At 61.6% G+C, this 20,101-nt stretch carries 21 protein-coding genes and 1 tRNA gene; 16 read left to right on the top strand and 6 right to left on the bottom strand.

What is annotated here, in order from left to right:
• Nucleotides 1–8: 8 nt before the first annotated feature.
• Nucleotides 9–446: a CoA-binding protein gene (locus tag IB238_RS04165; protein ID WP_192243830.1), complete on the bottom strand. Its 438-nt coding sequence runs from the start codon at nucleotides 444–446 to the stop codon at nucleotides 9–11.
• Between the two features lie 269 nt (nucleotides 447–715).
• On the opposite strand from IB238_RS04165, the gene IB238_RS04160 reads away from it, so the two are divergent.
• Entirely contained in the window at nucleotides 716–1,552 is an 837-nt protein-coding gene (locus IB238_RS04160) for a DMT family transporter (RefSeq protein WP_192243828.1), read from the top strand.
• A 12-nt stretch (nucleotides 1,553–1,564) separates the two neighbouring features.
• Here the strand turns inward: IB238_RS04160 and IB238_RS04155 are convergent, their stop codons facing one another.
• Nucleotides 1,565–2,386 (bottom strand): enoyl-CoA hydratase, encoded by an 822-nt coding sequence (locus IB238_RS04155; RefSeq protein WP_192243826.1) that lies wholly within the window; start codon nucleotides 2,384–2,386, stop codon nucleotides 1,565–1,567.
• A gap of 159 nt (nucleotides 2,387–2,545) precedes the next feature.
• Between IB238_RS04155 and IB238_RS04150 the strand changes: the two genes are divergently transcribed.
• The 5 genes from IB238_RS04150 (at nucleotide 2,546) to argC (ending at nucleotide 6,374) form a co-directional block, all read left to right on the top strand.
• Nucleotides 2,546–2,995: a PaaI family thioesterase gene (locus tag IB238_RS04150; RefSeq protein WP_210333457.1), complete on the top strand. Its 450-nt coding sequence runs from the start codon at nucleotides 2,546–2,548 to the stop codon at nucleotides 2,993–2,995.
• A 229-nt stretch (nucleotides 2,996–3,224) separates the two neighbouring features.
• Entirely contained in the window at nucleotides 3,225–3,689 is a 465-nt protein-coding gene (rplM, locus tag IB238_RS04145; protein WP_192243824.1) for a 50S ribosomal protein L13, read from the top strand.
• Between the two features lie 2 nt (nucleotides 3,690–3,691).
• Nucleotides 3,692–4,165: a 30S ribosomal protein S9 gene (gene rpsI, locus IB238_RS04140; protein ID WP_192243822.1), complete on the top strand. Its 474-nt coding sequence runs from the start codon at nucleotides 3,692–3,694 to the stop codon at nucleotides 4,163–4,165.
• Between the two features lie 174 nt (nucleotides 4,166–4,339).
• The gene (gene speB / locus IB238_RS04135) at nucleotides 4,340–5,293 is read left to right on the top strand and encodes an agmatinase (protein ID WP_192243820.1); all 954 of its coding nucleotides are present in this window, start codon (nucleotides 4,340–4,342) and stop codon (nucleotides 5,291–5,293) included.
• Nucleotides 5,294–5,441: 148 nt separating this feature from the next.
• A complete protein-coding gene (argC, locus tag IB238_RS04130) occupies nucleotides 5,442–6,374 on the top strand; it encodes an N-acetyl-gamma-glutamyl-phosphate reductase (RefSeq protein WP_192243818.1) in 933 nt (310 codons plus the stop codon).
• 126 nt (nucleotides 6,375–6,500) lie between these two features.
• Here the strand turns inward: argC and IB238_RS04125 are convergent, their stop codons facing one another.
• Entirely contained in the window at nucleotides 6,501–7,604 is a 1,104-nt protein-coding gene (locus IB238_RS04125) for a COX15/CtaA family protein (protein WP_192243816.1), read from the bottom strand.
• 126 nt (nucleotides 7,605–7,730) lie between these two features.
• Here IB238_RS04125 and IB238_RS04120 point away from each other — a divergent pair, with 126 nt between their 5' ends.
• Together IB238_RS04120 and IB238_RS04115 are read left to right on the top strand one after the other, a co-directional pair.
• Nucleotides 7,731–7,946 carry a DUF2842 domain-containing protein gene (locus IB238_RS04120; RefSeq protein WP_192243814.1) on the top strand — a complete coding sequence of 72 codons (216 nt, stop codon included), beginning with the start codon at nucleotides 7,731–7,733 and terminating at the stop codon, nucleotides 7,944–7,946.
• A 149-nt stretch (nucleotides 7,947–8,095) separates the two neighbouring features.
• Entirely contained in the window at nucleotides 8,096–9,382 is a 1,287-nt protein-coding gene (locus IB238_RS04115) for a GNAT family N-acetyltransferase (protein WP_192243812.1), read from the top strand.
• A 21-nt stretch (nucleotides 9,383–9,403) separates the two neighbouring features.
• On the opposite strand, the gene IB238_RS04110 is transcribed toward IB238_RS04115, so the two are convergent.
• Nucleotides 9,404–11,623, bottom strand: a complete 2,220-nt coding sequence (locus tag IB238_RS04110) for a Wzz/FepE/Etk N-terminal domain-containing protein (protein ID WP_192243810.1) — start codon at nucleotides 11,621–11,623, stop codon at nucleotides 9,404–9,406.
• Between the two features lie 202 nt (nucleotides 11,624–11,825).
• On the opposite strand from IB238_RS04110, the gene IB238_RS04105 reads away from it, so the two are divergent.
• From IB238_RS04105 to IB238_RS04070, 8 genes are all read left to right on the top strand, one after another.
• Nucleotides 11,826–12,404, top strand: coding sequence for a polysaccharide biosynthesis/export family protein (locus tag IB238_RS04105; RefSeq protein WP_192243808.1), 579 nt, complete (start codon nucleotides 11,826–11,828; stop codon nucleotides 12,402–12,404).
• A 5-nt stretch (nucleotides 12,405–12,409) separates the two neighbouring features.
• Entirely contained in the window at nucleotides 12,410–13,591 is a 1,182-nt protein-coding gene (locus IB238_RS04100; RefSeq protein ID WP_192243806.1) for a glycosyltransferase family 4 protein, read from the top strand.
• 58 nt (nucleotides 13,592–13,649) lie between these two features.
• Nucleotides 13,650–15,221: an undecaprenyl-phosphate glucose phosphotransferase gene (locus tag IB238_RS04095; protein ID WP_192243804.1), complete on the top strand. Its 1,572-nt coding sequence runs from the start codon at nucleotides 13,650–13,652 to the stop codon at nucleotides 15,219–15,221.
• On the top strand, nucleotides 15,218–16,456 hold the full coding sequence (locus IB238_RS04090) for an O-antigen ligase family protein (protein ID WP_192243802.1): 1,239 nt from the start codon (nucleotides 15,218–15,220) through the stop codon (nucleotides 16,454–16,456). The genes IB238_RS04095 and IB238_RS04090 overlap by 4 nt, the downstream gene beginning before the upstream one ends.
• Nucleotides 16,453–17,610: a glycosyltransferase gene (locus IB238_RS04085; protein ID WP_192243800.1), complete on the top strand. Its 1,158-nt coding sequence runs from the start codon at nucleotides 16,453–16,455 to the stop codon at nucleotides 17,608–17,610. Before IB238_RS04090 ends, IB238_RS04085 begins: the two co-directional genes overlap by 4 nt.
• A gap of 195 nt (nucleotides 17,611–17,805) precedes the next feature.
• Nucleotides 17,806–17,882, top strand: a tRNA-Pro gene (locus IB238_RS04080).
• A gap of 132 nt (nucleotides 17,883–18,014) precedes the next feature.
• Nucleotides 18,015–18,236: a hypothetical protein gene (locus tag IB238_RS04075; protein ID WP_192243798.1), complete on the top strand. Its 222-nt coding sequence runs from the start codon at nucleotides 18,015–18,017 to the stop codon at nucleotides 18,234–18,236.
• A gap of 159 nt (nucleotides 18,237–18,395) precedes the next feature.
• The gene (locus IB238_RS04070; protein ID WP_192243796.1) at nucleotides 18,396–18,575 is read left to right on the top strand and encodes a hypothetical protein; all 180 of its coding nucleotides are present in this window, start codon (nucleotides 18,396–18,398) and stop codon (nucleotides 18,573–18,575) included.
• Between the two features lie 338 nt (nucleotides 18,576–18,913).
• On the opposite strand, the gene IB238_RS25025 is transcribed toward IB238_RS04070, so the two are convergent.
• Together IB238_RS25025 and IB238_RS25020 are read right to left on the bottom strand one after the other, a co-directional pair.
• Complete coding sequence (locus IB238_RS25025) at nucleotides 18,914–19,294, bottom strand: FAD-binding oxidoreductase (RefSeq protein ID WP_348648241.1); 381 nt, start codon at nucleotides 19,292–19,294, stop codon at nucleotides 18,914–18,916.
• Between the two features lie 11 nt (nucleotides 19,295–19,305).
• Nucleotides 19,306–20,052, bottom strand: coding sequence for an FAD-dependent oxidoreductase (locus IB238_RS25020; RefSeq protein WP_348648195.1), 747 nt, complete (start codon nucleotides 20,050–20,052; stop codon nucleotides 19,306–19,308).
• Between the last annotated feature and the right edge of the window lie 49 nt (nucleotides 20,053–20,101).

Here is a 20,101-nt window from a genome sequence, read left to right as displayed (position 1 = left end):
CAAGCGGATCAGGAGGCGCTACGGGCAAGTCTCGGGTACTCCGTGACCGGCGAACGGTCCATCACGACGTGCACGCCCACGGCTTCTGCCTTCTCGGCTGCCGCATCGTCGCGAACCCCGTACTCGCCCCAGATCACAGCGGGCCGGGGATCGAGCGCCAAAACCTCGTCGACGACCGCCGAGAATTGCGGAGACGCCCGAAAGATATCGACCATGTCGACCGGCTCGTCGATATCGGCAAGATGGCCGACCACAGTCTGACCAAGGATCATCTTCCCGGCGTGCCCGGGGTTGACCGGAATGACGTGATAGCCCTTGCCGAGCAGGAAGCCCATCACGCCATGGCTCGGCCGGGATTGGTTGGGCGATGCACCGACCACGGCGATCGTGTGGACCGACCGAAGGATATTGCAAATATAGGCCCCAGTGTAGTGATCGTGGTTCATCGTAGCCTCCTCCGGGCTATCGTGACGGCGCGCGCATACGAACCCGCGCTCCCGATCCATTACATTGCTTTATGATACGTTATTTTTGCCACATTTGCGAATTCACCCTGCCGGGCGTCCGACGGACCAGTTGCGGCCGCGACCCGTCGCGCACATTATTTTTCACCCGCAAAAGCTGCGGATTGCAAATAGCACCGTTTCGGCGGATGTAGAGCGTGGCGATCGCGCCGCCTCTCCGACCATCCATCCGAACAGACCGAGGTTCCTCCGTGCCGATTGACGTAATTGCGCTTGTGCTGCTCGGCGCGGCATTGCATGCCGTGTGGAATGCGATGGTGAAGGCCGGAAGCGACAAATCGCTGGACGCGGCGATGATCGCGCTCGGCGCCGGGGCATTTGGGCTCGCCTTTCTTCCCTTCGTGCCATTGCCGAAACCCGCGGCCTGGCCCTTCATCGCGGTCTCGGCGATCTTCCAGTTCGCCTATTTTCAGCTGGTCGCGGCAGCTTACCGCGCCGGCGATATTGGCCTCGTCTATCCGCTGATGCGCGGAGCAGCACCGCTCATCGTGGCGTCGACCAGCGGGCTGGTGCTGGGCGAGCATCTTTCGTCCGGCGCGCTGACCGGCATCCTGATCATTTCCGCCGGCGTACTGACGCTCGCCTTCGAATCCCGTCACGGTGGCCGGCACGCCTTTCTGCTGGCGCTCGCCAATGCCTGCGTCATCGCCTCCTACACGTTCGTCGACGGGGCCGGCGCGCGCATTTCCGGCAACGCGATTTCCTACACGCTGTGGATGGCGCTGCTGCCCCCGGTTCTGTTGTTCAGCTGGGCGATCTACCAGCGCGGTTCCGATGTCGTGGTGAACCACGTCCGCCGCAACTGGCAGCGCGGCTTGATCGGCGGCGGCGGCTCCATCGCCTCCTACGGCCTGGCGCTCTGGGCGATGACAAAGGCTCCGGTCGCGACGGTCGCCGCCTTGCGCGAAACCGCTATCCTTTTTGCACTCCTGATCTCGGTCGTGTTCCTCAAGGAAAAGGCGAGCATCTGGCGCTACATCGCCGGCGCCATGATCGCCGCCGGCGTTCTGGTGCTGAGGCTGGGATAGGAGGCGAATGGGTTACTCGCCCTTCCACTCCGGCATGCGCTTGCCGAGGAACGCGCCGATGCCTTCCTTCGCATCGTCGCGCAGCATGTTGTCCACCATCACGGCCACAGCCTTCTCATACGCCTCCGGCAGCGGCAGCCCCGCCTGCGCGCGGTAGGCCGCCTTGCCGATCCGCAGAGCCTCGGGCGACTTCGAAGCAATAACCGAAGCGTACTTGTCGATAACTTGGCGCAGATACTGCTTCGGCACGATGCGGTTGACAAGGCCAAAGTCCTTCGCCGTCGAGGCGTCGATCGTTTCGCCGGTCAAAAGCATCTCCATCGCCTGCTTCGGGTGGGCGGCGCGCGTCACCGCCACCATCGGCGTCGAGCAGAACAGGCCGATATTGACGCCTGGCGTGCAGAAGGTGGATGTGTCGGTGCAGACCGCAAGGTCGGCCGTCGCGACGAGTTGACAGCCGGCCGCCGTCGCAAGTCCGTCGATCTCGGCGATCACCGGCTGCGGCAACCCGGCAATCTTCAGCATCAGGTCGGCGCACATCCGCATGGTCTTTTCGAAAAAGGCCCGGCCGCCATCGGGATCGGAACGACGCGCCGTCATTTCCTTTAAGTCGTGGCCGGCGGAAAAGAGATTGCCGGTTGCAGCCAGCACGACGACACGGACCGTATCGTCGGCCGCAGCCGCGTCGAGTGCGGCGGAAAGCGCTTCCATCAGCGCAATCGAGAGCGCATTGGCTGGCGGGTTGTTGAGCGTCAGCCGCAGGACCGCGCCGGCTTGTTCCTTCAACACCAGCCCACCGGCATCCTCTTTGCGCAAGTGCACCACATCAGCCATATCGGCAGTCTCCCTTATCGTCTTGCTCTGATGCCGTGGTACGCGCAGGGAACTAGCCTTTCAAGAGTGATCGGCCGCAGGACGCTCGGTTGCTGCTAAGACTTTCCGGCAATTGCAACCGCACGATTTTTGCCGATAACACTGCGTGAAGAGAAGCAAATGGACACCAAGATGGAAGCCGAACTCATCCCCGTCATGACGATCGCCGAACTCAATCGCTTTCTGGAGACCGACTTTCCCGAGATCCACACGGACGGCAAGCTCTTCGAGGTGACTGCCGTCGGGCCAGGCACCGTGACTATGCGGTTGGCACCATCGGAGAAGCATCTGCGCCCCGGCGGCACCGTTTCCGGCCCGACGATGTTCGCGCTTGCCGATGTCACGGCCTATTGTGCGGTACTGGCCCACATCGGCCCGGTCGCGCTTGCGGTGACCACCAATCTCAATATCAATTTCCTGCGGAAACCCGAGCCGGGTGCGCTTTCCTGCACGTGCCGGCTCCTCAAGCTCGGCAAGCGACTCGCGGTGATCGAGGCGTCGATTTCGGCAGGATCGGAGGGCGAACTGGTCGCTCACGCCACGGCGACCTACTCGATTCCGCCGCGATAATGTGTGGTATCAAAATACCATCAAATTAAGCCGTTGAATTACCAAGTCTTTTTAAAGAAGAGCCAGAACCGCGACACTTGACGCCCAGCCATGCCTCGCTTATAAGCCAGCGCAGATCGCGGTCCCCTAGGGCCGCTTTCGTTTTTGGCATGCTTCAAGCCTGCCAAACTTAAGCAACAAGAAACGCCCGGGCCTTGCGGCCTCGGGTCCAGATGAAAAGAGTTTTACCATGGCAACCTTCGTACAGAAGCCCGCCGAGGTGGAAAAAAAGTGGATCCTCATCGATGCCGAAGGCCTCGTTGTCGGTCGTCTCGCTTCCATCATCGCAAATCACCTGCGCGGCAAGCATAAGGCCACCTACACGCCCCACGTTGACGACGGCGACAACGTCATCGTCATCAATGCCGAGAAGGTCGCTCTGACCGGCAAGAAGTACTCCGACAAGACGTACTACTGGCACACCGGCTATCCGGGTGGCATCAAGGAGCGCACCGCTCGCCAGATCATCGAAGGCCGCTTCCCGGAGCGCGTTCTCGAGAAGGCCGTCGAGCGCATGGTTCCGCGCGGTCCCCTCGGCCGTCGCCAGATGAAGAACCTGCGCGTCTATGCAGGCCCGAACCATCCGCATGAAGCACAGCAGCCGACCGTCCTCGACGTCGCCAAGCTGAACAGCAAGAACGTAAGGAGCGCCTGATAATGGCTGACCTGTCTTCCCTGAAGGATCTCGGCACGGTCGCAGCCGCTCCGGCTTCCGCCCCGGTTCACGTCAAGAAGGTTGACGCCCAGGGTCGCTCGTATGCGACCGGCAAGCGTAAGGACGCCGTCGCCCGCGTATGGGTCAAGCCGGGCTCCGGCAAGATCACCGTCAACGGCAAGTCGTTCGAAGCCTACTTTGCCCGTCCGGTTCTGCAGATGATCCTGCAGCAGCCGATCGTCGCTGCGGCCCGCGAAGGCCAGTTCGACATCGACGCAACTGTTGCCGGCGGCGGTCTCTCCGGCCAGGCCGGTGCCGTTCGTCACGGCCTGTCCAAGGCACTCACCTACTTCGAGCCGGGCCTGCGCCCGGTCCTGAAGAAGGGTGGCTTCCTGACCCGCGACTCGCGCGTCGTCGAACGCAAGAAGTACGGCAAGGCCAAGGCCCGTCGTTCGTTCCAGTTCTCGAAGCGCTAATCGCTTCTTGCGACTTTACATTCGAAAAAGGCGGGGCCTCGGCTCCGCCTTTTTCTTTGCGGCTCCTATCCTCGCCTCACCCTTCGCGAACAAAGCGGCACGAAATCCGCGCTCGCCCTCTTGCCTTCCGCTTGCCGATTGTCCACCGTCCACGGCGATTTTCAGGAGGACAAATTGGCCAACAAGACCATCGACCACGCGATCACGGCGAAAGCGCTCAAGAGCGCGGCTTCGGACCCGACCCATGCCGGCATCCTCTCTTTCATGCGCCGCCGCTACACGAAGAATTTGAAGGACGTCGATGCCGTTGTTTGGGGCATCCCCTTCGACGCGGCCACCTCCAATCGCCCGGGCGCGCGCTTCGGACCGCAGGCGATCCGCCGGGCTTCGGCGATCATGGACAACGATCCGCAATATCCGTTTGAGCAGGACCTGTTCGAGAACATGGCCGTGATCGACTACGGCGACTGCCTGCTCGACTACGGCAACCATCAGAAGACACCTGCAACGATCGAACGCGAAGCCGCAAAGATCCTGAAATCCGGCGCCTTCCTTCTCACCCTCGGCGGCGACCATTTCGTCACCTGGCCGGTGCTCAAGGCACACGCCGCCATTCACGGGCCGCTTTCGCTGGTGCAGTTCGACGCACACCAGGACACCTGGCCCGACGAGAAGGGTCGCATCGACCACGGCTCCTTTGTCGCGCGCGCGGTGAAGGATGGCATCATCGACCCGGACAGTTCGATCCAGATCGGCATCCGCACGCATGCGCCGGATGATTGCGGCATTCGCATCGTCTACGGCTATGAGGTGGAAGAGATGTCGGCAGACCAGATTGCCGACACGATCGTGCGCCATGTCGGCTCCCGGCCCTGCTACCTGACCTTCGACATCGATTGCCTCGATCCCGCCTACGCCCCCGGCACCGGCACGCCTGTTTCCGGCGGTCCTTCGAGTGCCAAGATCCTGTCCGTGCTGCGTAAACTCGATGCACTGCGCGTCAAGGGCGCGGATGTGGTCGAAGTTGCGCCCGCCTACGACCACGCCGACATCACCGCCATCGCCGGCTCGACGATCGCGATGTACATGCTCGGGCTTCGGGCGGGCTGGCTCGCAGAACGCCGCTAGGCGTTGCCGCCCATACTCCCGCATTGAATGCGTCATGGGGAGGCGCTATAGCCTGCCCATGACGTCCGGACTGCAGCCATGAGCTTTTGCGCGAAACCTTGCAGTTCCGACGGCACCCGTGCAGCCCGGCAGACTGAAAGGCACTCCCATGAAACCGAAGATCTTCATCGATGGCGAACACGGCACGACGGGCCTGCAGATCCGCACGCGCATGGCCGGCCGCGCCGATGTCGAGCTTCTCTCCATCCCTGAGGCCGAGCGCCGCAACAGCGCGATGCGCGAGGACCTCCTGAACGGCGCCGATATCGCCATCCTGTGTTTGCCTGACGATGCGGCAAAAGAGGCCGTGGCCATGGTCGCCGGCAACAACAAGGTGCGCATCATCGACACCTCGACGGCACACCGCGTCAATCCGGACTGGGCCTATGGTTTTGCCGAGATGGATGCAAGCCAGGCCGGTAAGATCGCCGCGGCCCGCTACGTCGCCAATCCCGGCTGCTATCCCACAGGTGCGATTGGCCTGATCCGCCCGCTCAGGGCCGCCGGCATCCTGCCGGAGGACTATCCGATCACCGTCAACGCAGTTTCCGGCTACACCGGCGGCGGCAAGCAGATGATTGCCCAGATGGAGGACGCAGGCCATCCCGAGCGCATCGACGCGCCGCACTTCCTCTATGGCCTGCCCCTAAAGCACAAGCACGTGCCCGAAATGCAGGTGCACGGGCTTCTGTCCCGCGCGCCCCTCTTCTCACCGTCCGTCGGCAAGTTCGCGCAAGGCATGATCGTGCAGGTTCCGCTCTATCTCGCCGATCTCAACGATAATGCCTCGCTCGGCTCGATTCACGCCGCTCTCGCGGACCATTATGCAGGCCAGGACATTGTCGAAGTCGTCGACCTGAAGGAGAGCGCCAACCTCGCACGCGTCAATGCGGTGGAACTGGCGGACACGGACCGGATGAAGCTCTACGTCTTCGGCACCGCCGGCGCGCCCCACGTCAACCTCGTGGCACTGCTCGATAATCTCGGCAAGGGCGCCTCGGGCGCGGCGGTCCAGAACATGGATCTGATGCTGCGGAACTGAGCGGCCCGATCTGGTAATTCGAAATAACAAGAAGGGCGCCGTTCCGGTTGGAATTGGCGCCCTTCTTCATTGCAGTATTGAATTTGCAAAGGCTGCTGCGGCAGCGGTCGGCGACCACCAACCCGATCAGGCACGGATCTCGATCCGCGCCTCCTTCGGATATGCACCGACGAAACCACGCCAATGGGCAATGGCGAAGCCGAGGACGACGAGCGCGCCGCCCTGATGCGCGAGCGCCCAGCCGAGCGGCACCTGCCAGATCAGCGTCAGAATGCCGATCAGCGCCTGCAGGCTGATGAGGGCAAAAAGCAGGACGGTGCGGCGGGCATGGGTGGCATCGGGTGCGGCACGCAGCGAGACGACCATGTGCACGAGCGCCAAAGCCCAAAGTACGTAAGCACCACAACGATGCGCGAACTGCACCGTCTTCGGGTTTTCGAACAGATTGATCCACCATGGATTCTGGACGAACAGGTCACCCGGCACAATTGCACCATCCATGAGCGGCCAGGTGTTGTAGGTCAGCCCGGCATGCAGACCCGCGACAAGCGCGCCGAGATAGATCTGGAACAGGGCCATGCAGGCGATCAGCGCCGCCATCCCCTTGGATCGCTCCGTAGGCGCCGGTTCGCCGCTGTGCGGAGCGAGCGCGCGCATGATCCACATGCAGGCGGCAAAGATCAGACAGGCGATCGTGAGGTGCGCGGCAAGCCGATACTGGCTGACCGAGACCCGCTCAGCCAGGCCGGACGACACCATCCACCAGCCTATGAAACCTTGGAAGCCGCCGAGCGCAAGCAAGCCGACGAGCGGCCAGCGCAGCCGTCGCTCGATCCGACCCGTGACCCAGAAAAAGGCAAGCGGCAGCGCGAAGACAAGACCGATGGAGCGCGCAAGCAGTCGGTGCGCCCATTCCCACCAGAAAATCGACTTGAAGCTCTCCACCGTCATGTCGCTGTTCAACTGTTCGAACTGCGGAATGCGCTTGTAAAGTTCAAACTCTTCCTGCCATTCGGCTTCGTTCAGCGGTGGGATCACACCGTGGATCGGTTTCCATTCCGTGATCGATAGACCGGAACCGGTCAGGCGCGTCGCTCCGCCCACCAGCACGAGCGCAGACAGCGTCAACAGCACAACGGCAAGCCAGATGCGGACCATCCGGCGGTTGCGGTCGATACGGTCGATGTCGCTCGCGAGCTGGCGTTCTATCGCGCCGTCGGTACTGGTCATGGTGTCTCCTGTCTCGTTGACGTTGATTTGCATCACCGTGCCATGCAAAACAAGCCCGAAGTCTTTGCGGCATCAGGTCGCGGCGATAACGCCGATGACCGGCCGTCCAACGAGAAGAGAATTCCGATGCCCGCTCGCCTGCGCAAACTGATTGGCACAGTCCTGATCATCATCCTCGTCATCGTCTATGCGTTGGTCGCAACAACCGTGGCATCGCTGACGCTTGCGACTTCGCCCTGGTGGGTGCACATGCTCTACTTCTTCTTCACCGGCCTTCTTTGGATACTCCCGGCCATGCTGATCATCAAATGGATGGAGAAGCCGTCCAAGCCGAGAGACTGAGGCGCGGCCTCCCGAGCGCCGGCCCATTAGCCCGTTGCTAACCGTAGTTGTCGAATTCGGCGGACAACCGGCCGGTTGGTTGCAGACGTAAACCAGTTACCGATCATCCCGACGTAAAGTCTGGCAAAAGTGCGGCCAGGAAGGGGTCGATGGGACCGGACATGCGTGCAATGCAGCTTGATTTTCAGGTCATGCCCGCGGACGGCGACGTCCTCGGCAAGCTGGCGCGCTATGCTCCCGGCGGTGAACGCCGGGCTGCCGTCATTCCCTTTTCGATTGAGTTGCACAACCGGATGGAACCGCTTGAGGCGACGTGGCGCCGATTGGAGGCTGACAACGATCTTTCGTTGCATCAGAGCTACGATTGGTGCCGAGCCTGGGCGCAGACGCATCATTGCAGCCTCCTCATCGTCGAAGGCGTCCATGCAGGTCGAACCGAAATGATTCTGCCGCTGGAGGTGGTACGGCACGGCCCCGTCCGCACAGCGCGCTTCCTCGGCTCACGGTTCAGCAACATCAATACGGGCCTCTACACCGAGGGCTTCCGCTCGTTCGCCTCCCCGCCAATGCTGCGCCAGGCGCTCGATCAGGCGCGCGGTCAGTTTTCCCGCTATTTCGATCTCTTCATGCTGGAAAACATGCCGCTCACCTGGCGCGGACATGCGCACCCCTTCTCCCATCTGCCCTCGGTCCTGAACCAGAATGCGGCCTACCAGTTGCCCCTTCTTGCGGACTTCGACCAGACGCTTTCGCAGGTCAACGCCAAGCGGCGGCGCAAGAAGTTTCGCCAATCGGAGCGCCGGCTGGAAGCGCACGGAGGATACGAGCACTTCATTGCCGAAACGCCGGGCGACATCTGCACGACACTCAGCCAGTTCTTCCAGCAGAAGGCCGTACGCTTCGACGCCCTGGGGTTGCCGAACGTCTTTCGCGATGAGGAGACGCAGGCGTTCTTCCGTTCGCTTGCACGAACTCCGGTACGGGAAAACGCCTACCCCTTGCGACTGCACGCGCTGCGGATTCGAGATGGTGAGGAGCAGGGCAGGATCATTGCGATCGCAGGCCTTTCGCGCAAAGGCGACCACGTCATTTGCCAGTTTGGTTCGATTGACGAGGGATTTGCGCCCGAGACCAGCCCGGGCGAATTTCTGTTCTACCTTATGATCCGCCAGCTCTGCAGCGAAGGCGTCGCATTGTTCGATTTCGGCATCGGCGACCAGGCCTACAAGCGCTCCTGGTGCACTGTCGAGACCGTCCAGCACGACCTTCTCTGGCCCACGACGGCTGCAGGCAGCCTCGTCGCGGCCCTGCACCGTGCCAAGGCCAACGCCAAGCGGTCCATCAAGCAGAATCCGAGGCTCTACGGCTTCGTCCAACGGCTGCGGTCAGGCAAGACCGAGTTCGTGGAAACACCGGCCGACAGCGAGCTGAACTGACGCGAGCGTCGATGCCGCGAACTACGCTGCCCTGCGTCCCCGATGTGATGGCTCCGCGCTTCCGGTCATCAGCACGATCTCGCTGTAGCCAGCCTCGCCAAAAGCACCGATCAGTTCGACGATCCGGTCCTCGTCGGCTTCCGGGATCGAGAGGATGATCTCGGCCTCACGCGACCGGGTCAACCTGCGCACGCCACCCACTTCCGCCGGTCCGCATTCGACCAGGACCGTCTCATAGGCATCCGCCAGCGCGCCGATGATCATCGACAACCGGTCAAGGCCGCTCATTGCGCGCTTGATGTCGGCATTTCCGCGCGCAACGAAGTGCGCACCCGAGGCTTCGTCACCGTGAATGATGTCCGAGAAGGCGGCGTCGCCGACAAGCAGGTCGGTGATACCAGGAAGCCGCGTTGTCGCGGCCATGATTCGGGTCGGACATGCCGAACCGGTCAGATCGACCAGGACTATCCTTCGTCCACTGTCTGAAATGGTGCGTGCAAGCGCGACTGTCGCAGCCGAACCGGCATCTCCGGATGGAGATACGGCGATCGCAACGGAGACTTCGCCCTCGATCAAGTGGTGGGCCACCGCCGCCACGCTGAAATTCGATTCCTCCTCGCCGGCCCCGGATGACCGCTCGTCGAGCGGAGGCTTTTCCTCCGGCTCGTCAACGTCGAGCCCAACCAGAAGCGAGTGATGCGCGGGCGTTTCCGCATGCGCGGCGATGCTGGCGTCCCTCAAAGCGCGACGCGCTGCCTCGACGTCGGCGCGCGACGCCGGTCGCGTCGCCACGGGTTCCTCGCGATGAGCCTCGCCTTCCGGCTCTGGATGCGACGGCGAAACGGGTCTGAGCGCCCGCCCGCTGAACAGTTCCGCCAGCAGGATCGAGATCACCGACAGGAGGAAGCCGGCCAGGCCGCCGACAATCGTGATCGGCACAACCTTGGGGAATTGTCGTTCAGTCGGCGGTACCGCGGCCGAGATGATCCGCGCGTCGGCCGGCGTCGAGTTTGCACCGGTTCGCGAGGCGGCCTCGCGATAGCGCGCAAGATAGGTCTCCAGCAGCTGACGCTGCGCCGTAGCTTCGCGTTCGAGCGCCTTCAGGCCCACTTCATCCTCGCCGGCCCGCGCCGAATCGGCCTTGAGCGTGTTCAATTGCTGTACGAGCTGTTGCTCGCGCAGGCGGGCGACCTTGGCCTCGTTTTCCAAGCTCGCAAGGATCTTGGTCGACTCAGCCTTGATTTGCCCGCGTAAACCGGCGAGTTGCGAGCGCAGCCCCTTGAGGCGCGGATGCTGATCCAAAAGCGACGTCGAGAGATCGGAGATTTGCCCCTGCAACTGGGCCTCGTTCTCCTTCAGCCGCTGGATCATCTGGGAACCGACGACATCGCTGAGCGTATCCGGCGCACCACCATCTTTAAGCACGGCGCGCACGCTTTCCGCCCGCGCCTCCGCAGTCGCCTTTTCCGTCCGCACCCGCGCAAGCTCGGTGGAAATGTCGTTCAACTGCTTTACGGCAAAGGTGGCGTTCTCACCCGTGGGCAACAGGTCGGAACTGGAACGGTACTCCGCGACCCTCTGCTCCGCCTCCCTCACCTTCTCCCGCAGATTGGCGATCTCCGGCTCGAGCCAGCGCGTTGCCTCCGAATTGGTATCGAGCTTCGCACCGCTCTGCAGGGAGAGATAGACCTTCGCCATCGCGTTGGGGATGGCGGCGGCAAGCATCGGGTCCTTCGAGGTGAACTCGATCGCGACGACACGCGACTTCTCCACCTGATAGACAACCAGCTTCTCCTGGAACTCCTTGAGCACGCGCTCTTCCGGCGGTAAGTCGAGCGGGTTCTTCTTGAGGCCAAAGGCCACGAGTATGTCAGACAGAGCAGACGGATTGGCAGTCGGGTCGAACTCCGGAAGCTCGTAGAGCTTCATGTCGCGGGCGACCTGCTTGATGAGGTCTGCCGACTTCAGCAGTTGCACCTGGCTAACCACGCCCAATTCGTCGATTGCCGGCTCACGCCCCGCACTCCGGTCCGTGCTTGTCGTAAATGCTGGCTCACGCCCCTCGATCAACAGACGCGTTTCGCTGCGATAGGTCGGCGCAATAAGGCTTGCGACGCCGAAGGCGATGCCAGCGGATGCGACGGTGGCAAGCAATACCTGCCGACGGCGTCGCCAGATCGCACGAGCCAGCCCGCCGAGGTCGATATCGACATCGTCCTGAGCTCCGAAACCGCCAGACATCCGCTACTCCATGAACACGCTACTTCACGGGCACGGTAAACAATCATGGTAACCCAAGCGTTAATACACAGCACGCGCCACAACCATGCAGGCGGCTGCCCGCACAAATTGGCATCCATCCGTTGCAGAATTTACCGGCCATTAACCCTAACGGATCGATAACAACAGGAGAAACGAAGCACTCCCGACAGGCATGAGCGAAATGGCTTTCGCAGGAACACTAAAAAGCGCGATCATCGCAGTGGCGGCACTCGCGCCGGCTGTCATCGCCGGCTGCAGCGGCTATCACCCTGCCCCGAAGGCTTTTCAGGAAGCGACGATCCAGCCCTACCGGCTGGACAGCGGTGACCGTTTGCGCGTCACCGTGTTCGAGCAGGCCAACCTCACCAACACCTACATGGTGGACCAGGCCGGGTACATTGCCGTTCCGCTGATCGGCTCCGTACCGGCACGCGGCAAAACCATCCAGGAGATGGAGAGCATCATCGCCGGCAAGCTGCGCCAGGGATATCTGCGCGATCCGGACGTCTCTATCGAAGTCGCAAACTATCGTTCCATCTACATCATGGGCGAAGTCGGCCAGGCGGGGCAATACAGCTACGTGGCAGGCATGACCGTGCAGAACGCCATCGCAGTCGCCGGCGGCTTCTCGCCGCGGGCAAACCAGGCCAACGTCGACGTCACGCGCAAGATAAACGGCAAGATCATTACCGGCCGCGTCTCGATCTCCGATCCGATCATGGCCGGCGACACGATTTATGTCCGCGAGCGACTGTTCTGATCTCCATGGTGAACGAGCGTCCGCTACGCATCATCCACTGCTTCAGGTCGCCGATCGGCGGAATCTTCCGGCATGTTCGCGACCTTGCGGAATACCACGCCAGGCAAGGCCACGATGTCGGCATTGTCTGCGACAGCAGCACCGGAGGCGCCTATGAGGACGCATTGTTCGATGAAATACGTCCGTTCCTGTCGCTCGGAATGTTCCGCCTGCCGATTCGCCGCTCGGTCAGTCCTAGCGACTTGCGGGCGCTGTGGGGCAGCTATCGTGAAATAAGAAGTTTGCAGCCGGATGTGCTCCACGGGCACGGCGCCAAGGGCGGCGCCATTGCCCGAGTCATCGGCTCAGTGCTGCGGGTGAACAGGTATCGCGTAGCCCGCCTTTATTCACCGCATGGCGGCAGTCTTCACTACTCCCGCGACACATTTGCGGGAAATGCCATTCTGCGCATCGAGCACCTGCTGGAGTCCTTCACCGACGCGCTCGTGTTCGTCTGTGATTTCGAGCACGACACCTATGTCGCCAAGGTCGGAAAGCCCCGCTGCAGAAGCGAGCGCATCTACAACGGCATCAGTGATCGAGATTTCGATACGGTCTACCCGCGCGAAGACGCCGCCGATTTCCTCTATATCGGCATGCTTCGCGACCTGAAGGGTCCGGACGTCTTCATCGAGGCCTTCGCGAAGACCGAACGTCGGGTCGGCCGGCCGCTCTCGGCCTTGATGATCGGTGATGGACCGGACGAGGCTAAATACGAGCACACGATGCTACGTCTCGGCCTCGGCCGGCGAATTGCGATGATGCCGGCGATGAAGGCACGCGAAGCGTTCGCAATGACACGCGCGGTCGTCGTGCCCTCGCGGGCGGAATCCATGCCTTACATCGTGCTTGAGGCACTGGCCGCCAAGGTGCCCGTGATCGCAAGCCGCGTGGGCGGCATTCCCGAAGTGCTCGGCAATGACAACATCGCACTTGCCGAGCCCGCCGATGCCGACGCCCTCGCGGCGGCGATGGCGCGTTCGGTCACCGACCCGAAGTGGCGCATGCAGGTGATGCCGGATCCGGACCGCTTCAAGGGGACGTTTTCAGCTTCCGTCATGGCCGCATCGATGATGAAGCTGTATCGCGAACTTCTGCCACGCCGAGGTCACAAGGCAGGTTGTACCGTTTCGGCCCGCCTCGCGTAAGCGGTTTCTTAGGGGCTTTCTGCTATCCGGTCGGAGATAACCGAGCCGGATGCATGCCATGAACCACATCGACAAGCCCGAGACCTTCGACCCGGACCTGATCCGGCGCAAGGTTTCAGAAGTGCGCACCATAGAGCTCGGCGCCCCGATCGACGAGCAGGATGGCGGCAAGACGGTCGAACTCAATCCGCTTGCGCAGCAGATCGCGCTGCAATTTCGCGCGGAAAGCTACTCACCGGCCATGATTACCGGACTCCTGCGGCTGCTGGAGTTCACGTCGCTTTTTGCGATCGGCTACGGCATCACCGCGTTCTACGTCGTTCCCTCGCTCGATATGATGCTGTTCTATATCGGCGTGGTCGCAGCCGGCTCGGCGCTTGGTATCCTGTTGCTGCACCTCGCCGACACATACCAGATCCCCTCCCTTCGAGCGGCCTGGCGCATGATCCCCCGGCTGCTGGGCGCCTGGGCAATCGCGTTCGGGACGATGGCGCTCGCCCTCTTCTTCTTCAAGGCGGCCGACGATACCTCCCGGGTCTGGTTCGTCCTCTGGTTCGTATGCGGCGCCATCTACCTCGTCTCCGAGCGCCAACTGATCGCCTATTCCATCCGCCGCTGGGCACGGAACGGAACGATGGAGCGGCGCGCGGTGATCGCCGGCGGCGGCGAGACGGCCAAGGAACTGATCCGCGCACTGGAACGTCAGCCCGACAACGATATCCGCATTTGTGGCATCTTCGACGACCGCGACGAGCGCCGCTCGCCATCGATCGTCGCCGGATATCCGAAGCTCGGCACGATCGCCGAGCTTGTCGAGTTTGCCCGGATGGCCCGTATCGACATGCTCATCATCGCGCTGCCGCTGTCGGCCGAGACACGCATCCTGTCGCTGCTGCGCAAGCTCTGGGTGCTGCCGGTCGACATCCGCCTTGCGGCACACGCCAACGGCCTTCGATTCCGCCCGCGCAGCTATTCGCAGGTTGGCAACGTCCCCCTTCTCGACATCTTCGACAAGCCGATCGCGGACTGGGATTCAGTCGCCAAGCGTATCTTCGATATCGGCTTCAGCCTGGTGGCGCTCCTGCTGCTGTGGCCGGTCTTCATCGGCGCGGCACTCGCCGTCAAGTTCACGTCGCCGGGGCCGATCATTTTCAAGCAGAAGCGGCACGGCTTCAACAATGAGATCATCGAAGTCTACAAATTCCGCTCGATGTACACCAACATGTCCGATCCGACCGCAAAGGCCGCCGTCACCAAGGGCGACCCACGCGTCACGCCGGTCGGGCGCTTCCTGCGCAAGTCCTCGATCGATGAACTGCCGCAGATTTTCAATGTGCTCAAAGGCGAGCTGTCGCTTGTCGGCCCGCGTCCTCACGCCATCCAGGCCCAGTCGCACGACCGCAAATACGTGGATGTCGTCGAGGGGTATTTTGCGCGTCATCGGGTCAAGCCGGGCGTTACCGGCTGGGCGCAGATCAATGGGTGGCGCGGCGAGATCGACCATGACGACAAGATCCGCTTCCGCACCGAATTCGACCTCTACTACATCGAGAACTGGTCGCTGATGCTCGACCTGAAGATCCTGTTCCTCACGCCGTTCCGGCTGCTCAACACGGAAAACGCCTATTGAGCGCCGCTGCTCTCCCATTATCCCCGCCTTTGCGGCCACAGCTGGCGTCCATCGGCTTGATCGCCTCGGTGCTCGTGACCCTTGGCGTCTTCCTTTCCGGTTTCGTCATCTCCGAGCCCGCGCCCTACGAGCTCTTTATGGTGGGGCTGATCGGCATCTGGGCGATCCTCGGCCTTCGGATATCGCGTAGCGTCGCGCCGCTGCTTGCGCTGTACCTCACTTTCAACATAGGCGGCATGCTGTCCTTGACCGTTATGACCGACATGGCCGACGGGCCGATGTATGTCGCCGTTTCGCTGTTCCTGGCGCTGTCGTCCGTCTTCTTCGCTGCGATCATCGAGGCAAAGCAACAGCGGCTGCAACTGATCTTCCGCGCCTGGGTGGCAAGCGCGCTGATCACCTCCGCACTAGGCATTCTTGGATATTTCAACGCTTTTCCCGGCAGCGAAGCGTTCACGCTCTACGATCGCGCCAAAGGCGCCTTCCAGGATCCGAACGTCTTCGGCCCCTTTCTGGTCGCCCCCGCCCTCTACCTGATGTACGGCCTGCTCGCGAACAGACTGGCACAAGCGCCGGCAAACATCGCCGGTCTCCTCGTCATCGCTCTCGGGCTCTTTCTCTCCTTCTCACGCGCGGCTTGGGCGCTGTTCCTGTTTTCGGCGGTGGCGCTGGTCCTGGTCATGCTGCTCAAGGAGCGGACCGGCGCCTTCCGTCTGAAGATCCTCGCGCTCAGCATCGCGGCTGTCGGGCTCATGATGATCGGCCTTGCGATCGCGCTGCAGGTCCCGCAGGTCGCCGATCTGTTTTCCAGCCGTACCCAACTCGTGCAGGACTACGATGGCGGCCATCTCGGCCGCTTTGCCCGCCACCGCCTCGGTTTTCTGATGTCGATGGAGAATCCGCTCGGAATTGGCCCCATGGTCTTCAGCACGATCTTCCCCGAAGACGAGCACAATATCTGGCTGAAGTCACTGACCAGCTACGGCTGGCTCGGCTTTCTCTGCTACCTGACACTGGTGATCTGGACCCTCTGGGCCGGCTTCCGCAACCTGCTGCTCAACCGGCCCTGGCAGCCCTACCTGATGGTCGCCTACATCGCCTTTGTCGGACACACGGCGATCGGCTTCGTCATCGACACGGATCACTGGCGCCATTTCTATCTCATCGTCGGCATCCTCTGGGGCTGCTTCGCCCTCGAACATCGCCACCGCAAGCGCCGAACTAGCGAACAATGACGGACCGGAACACTGACAAGGCCACGCGGCCGTTGCGTCTGCTGCAGGTACTCGAGCCAAGCGGCGGCGGCTCCGGTCGCCATTTCATCGATCTCTGCCGGGGGCTCCAGCAGCGCGGCCACAGGATACACGCCGTCTATTCGCCGCGGCGTGCCGAAGAGCGGTTCGTCGGCGAACTGGTCGCGCTTGGTCTAGATGGCGTCCATCCAGTCGACATGGCGCGTTCGCCGGGACTGTCCGACTTCGGTTCCTTTGCAAAGCTGCGCCGCCTGATGCGCCAGCTTGGTCCTTTTGATGCCATCCACGGCCACAGCTCGAAGGCGGGTGCCCTATCCCGTATCCGCTTGCCCGGCCCCAATGCGCCACGGGTTTATACTCCCCATGCGTTCCGGACGATGGATCCCGGGCTCGGCCGGGTCGGACATATGCTCTATGGCTCGATCGAGAAGTGCCTCGCGCATTTCCTCACCGACCGCCTGATCTGCGTTTCCGCCGATGAATATGCACATGCCCGGTCGCTCGGCATGCCGCGCAAGAAGCTGTCGATCGTCGTCAACGGCGTGGAGACGCCGCCAACTGGTTGGGGACATGTGATCCGCGCGGACCTCTGCATCCCCGCCGGTTCACTTGTGCTCGGCTTCATCGGCCGACTGTCGCCGCAAAAGGCGCCAGAGCGCCTGATCGACGCTTTCACAATCGCGGCGAAGAAACTGGCGAACGCGCACCTCCTGATGATTGGCGCAGGCGAACTCGAAGAAGCGATGCGCCAGCGGATCGACGCCAGCCCGGCCAGACACCGGATCCACCTTACAAACCGATACACTGGCCCCCAGGCAATGGATGCGATCGACGCGCTCGTGATGCCAAGCCGCTACGAGGCGATGTCCTACGTGATGCTGGAGGCGGCTGCCGCGGCCAAACCCATGATCCTCACCGAGGTCGGCGGCGCGTCGACCGTGCTCGAGGACGGTCGCAACGGCATCCTGGTTGCCAATGACGACGATCCGCGCCAGCTCGCAAACGCCATGATCCGCCTCGCCGATCCTGCCCGGCTGCAACGTTACACCGTGAGCGCGAAACTGCGCCGGAGTGACTATGACCTCCCCCGCATGATTTCGGAAACGGAAGCGATCTACCGCAGCCTCGTCAGATAAAGTCGCTCGACAGGCACGGTTCCCGCTGGTTCCGAGCCACGGATGACCAGGCTCGAATACGACGCGAGCGGTATTTTTGCTTCAGACAACTGCGCGTCGCCGCGGATGCCCCCTCGGCCATCCCCGCATTTTGTTCATGCCAGTGAAAATGCCCCTTGCATCCCGGACATCGAGACGCTAGGGGTTGCGTCGGTTCGGAGCGTAGCGCAGCCCGGTAGCGCACTTGACTGGGGGTCAAGGGGTCGTGGGTTCGAATCCCGCCGCTCCGACCAAAAATTCCCCAAGAAATACAAGCGTTAGATGATCGGCCCTTCGGGGCCGTTCTCTGTTTTTGGGAGAATAACCGGGATTTCGAGCTTTTCGTAGCGCGCGGCGCTTTGCGATGACATCGAGAAAGAGAAGTGATGCATTGGAAGTCGGGCAGCGCCTGCTTCGAACCGATTGCATTGACTGTGGCAAGTCCAATTGCGCGATCGATTTCGAACGAGTCCGAAATACTAGGCGCGGCGAGCGCACTGCTGGCATCAATTTATCCATTTCCCGAGGCCATTCGGCTGCTTGGGGTGACCCTTTCCGCCTTAGGATCCGCCGACCGAGATGACGATCAGTTCACGCTGTCATTGTAGCGCGTTTGAACTCACACACTCGGGCGCTCGAGGCGGAGGCGATACGGGGATGAAAGCGGCGCTTAGTATCACAGGACGCCAGCAAGCGGTGCGCGTCGGGAATAACCCAAAGGGATTTCGGGTCTAACGTATTGTCAAATCGACTCCGGAGGATGGAGCATGGCCTTTTCGCAAATTTCGATGGTCATCGCTTTGACGGGAGGTCTCGCAACAGGCTGCGCCAGCGCGACAACGCAGTTCGCCGCAACAAGCAATAATGTTGGCTACGGCCCCAACCCGACTCTGCCGGTCGCCGACGATGTCGGCAATATCATCTGGCGGGTAAGCCGCCAACGTTGAGCCCAAAGGCCGAAACTCTCGGTTTCTCGATGGTTCGGCGTTGACTGGTGGCCGTATTTGGTAGTCCCAGGGAACTTCCTGACCTGCTGGAGATTAGTCCGTACCACGAGAGCAGGAGACGGGTCATGGCGCGAAGCTCGCGAATGAACCTGAGTTGATGTCGCTTCTGAACCAGGCGCAAGGGTCGCCGAGCACGAAAGGTTCCAGCTCAAAAACGCTTCCCCACCACAGGATCGTTGACAACGGAGAAGCCACTACTGGCGTCAATCGGTTCATCACCACTGTGGCCGACTTGGTCACGCGGTTGCTTTATGGGCTGAGCGGCTGTTTAGCCCCGCTTATCGAAACGCGAACAACTGACTGTCTGGATCATCGTGGCCCAGAATCGTGGCAGACACGATCTCGGCAGCGATCTGACTGAATGTGATACCGTTTCCGCCATACCCCATAGCAGCATAGACATTGTCCAGCCCTGGAACCGGTCCAATCATGGGGAGGCCATCTGCAGTCACGCCAAACGCGGCAGACCACTGATACTCAGGCTCCTCGATCTGGATCTTCAAAAGGTCCGCCAGTTTCTTTCGCAAGGTCTGGGATTTCCCTTTGAGTTTGCCGGGGTCTTGGAACGCAGTTGCGCTTTCTTCGTCCTCTCCACCAACAATGATGCGCCCGTCAGGTGTCGAGCTGAAATAGAGATAGGGATCTGATCCCTCCCACAGCAGATAATCCTTCAGCCAACGCGGCCGCGGATGATGTGGCCTCGTTGCAAGTGCCCAGGTTGAGACGATGCTATGCCCTTGATTGGCAACCGCATCGAGAAACTCAACCCGGTGCAGAAGACGACACTTCTTGCTTCAAGAATTTCACCTTTGGAGGTCGCGGCAAGAGTTGAACCACCAACACTGCGGATGTCAGTGATCTCGGTGCCCCGAACGATGAAAACTCCGTCCGTCTGCGCCTTGCGCCACAGCCCAGCCGTCAACTGAGCGGGATTCGCGGAGGCGGATACATTGGATTCAATAGCAGCCATACGTTCTATCGCGAACCGATCGCGCAGTTGGGCTGCAGTTAGGAATTGTGCCGTAACACCTGCCTGCTCTCGCGCCGCGGCTTCAGACTTGAGTGCCCTTGATCCGTAGGCGTCGCCGGCGAGATAGAGCGCTTTCTTGCGTTGTAGCTGGCACTTCACGCCCAGCAGATCGACAAGCGTTGCCAGACTTTCCACCGCTCTTGCTGAACGTTGCCAGACACGCCGCGCCTGCTCTTTGCCAATCCTGGATGCGAGCCTGTGCAACGGCACGTCAATTTCGTGCAGAATCATGGCAGTGCTTGCCAGGCAACTGCCGCGCAGCGGTTCACGTCGATCAACGACAAGAATTTTCAAGCCTCGCCCCAGAAGTGAAACTGCCATCAACGCGCCGCCAATCCCTGCCCCGATGATCAGCACGTCGACATTCTTGGCGGGGATTGAGTTCATGGCGGTGAATTGGGCCCCGCGGGTATTCGCCCACAAAGGTTTAAAGGAT

The organism is Rhizobium sp. ARZ01, assembly GCF_014851675.1.
Lineage (GTDB): Bacteria > Pseudomonadota > Alphaproteobacteria > Rhizobiales > Rhizobiaceae > Mycoplana.
Note: the sequence above shows the minus strand (reverse complement) of the source record. Positions and strands in the feature narration are given on the sequence as shown.

Excerpts from the sequence above, each read along its gene's own strand:
- IB238_RS04165 (WP_192243830.1), bottom strand. The coding sequence starts at position 446 with ATGAACCACGATCACTACACTGGGGCCTATATTTGCAATATCCTTCGG.
- IB238_RS04155 (WP_192243826.1), bottom strand. The coding sequence starts at position 2,386 with ATGGCTGATGTGGTGCACTTGCGCAAAGAGGATGCCGGTGGGCTGGTG.
- IB238_RS04150 (WP_210333457.1), top strand. The coding sequence starts at position 2,546 with ATGGACACCAAGATGGAAGCCGAACTCATCCCCGTCATGACGATCGCC.
- rplM (WP_192243824.1), top strand. The coding sequence starts at position 3,225 with ATGGCAACCTTCGTACAGAAGCCCGCCGAGGTGGAAAAAAAGTGGATC.
- rpsI (WP_192243822.1), top strand. The coding sequence starts at position 3,692 with ATGGCTGACCTGTCTTCCCTGAAGGATCTCGGCACGGTCGCAGCCGCT.
- argC (WP_192243818.1), top strand. The coding sequence starts at position 5,442 with ATGAAACCGAAGATCTTCATCGATGGCGAACACGGCACGACGGGCCTG.
- IB238_RS04125 (WP_192243816.1), bottom strand. The coding sequence starts at position 7,604 with ATGACCAGTACCGACGGCGCGATAGAACGCCAGCTCGCGAGCGACATC.
- IB238_RS04120 (WP_192243814.1), top strand. The coding sequence starts at position 7,731 with ATGCCCGCTCGCCTGCGCAAACTGATTGGCACAGTCCTGATCATCATC.
- IB238_RS04115 (WP_192243812.1), top strand. The coding sequence starts at position 8,096 with ATGGGACCGGACATGCGTGCAATGCAGCTTGATTTTCAGGTCATGCCC.
- IB238_RS04110 (WP_192243810.1), bottom strand. The coding sequence starts at position 11,623 with ATGTCTGGCGGTTTCGGAGCTCAGGACGATGTCGATATCGACCTCGGC.
- IB238_RS04105 (WP_192243808.1), top strand. The coding sequence starts at position 11,826 with ATGGCTTTCGCAGGAACACTAAAAAGCGCGATCATCGCAGTGGCGGCA.
- IB238_RS04100 (WP_192243806.1), top strand. The coding sequence starts at position 12,410 with ATGGTGAACGAGCGTCCGCTACGCATCATCCACTGCTTCAGGTCGCCG.
- IB238_RS04095 (WP_192243804.1), top strand. The coding sequence starts at position 13,650 with ATGAACCACATCGACAAGCCCGAGACCTTCGACCCGGACCTGATCCGG.
- IB238_RS04085 (WP_192243800.1), top strand. The coding sequence starts at position 16,453 with ATGACGGACCGGAACACTGACAAGGCCACGCGGCCGTTGCGTCTGCTG.
- IB238_RS04075 (WP_192243798.1), top strand. The coding sequence starts at position 18,015 with ATGCATTGGAAGTCGGGCAGCGCCTGCTTCGAACCGATTGCATTGACT.
- IB238_RS04070 (WP_192243796.1), top strand. The coding sequence starts at position 18,396 with ATGGCCTTTTCGCAAATTTCGATGGTCATCGCTTTGACGGGAGGTCTC.
- IB238_RS25020 (WP_348648195.1), bottom strand. The coding sequence starts at position 20,052 with ATGAACTCAATCCCCGCCAAGAATGTCGACGTGCTGATCATCGGGGCA.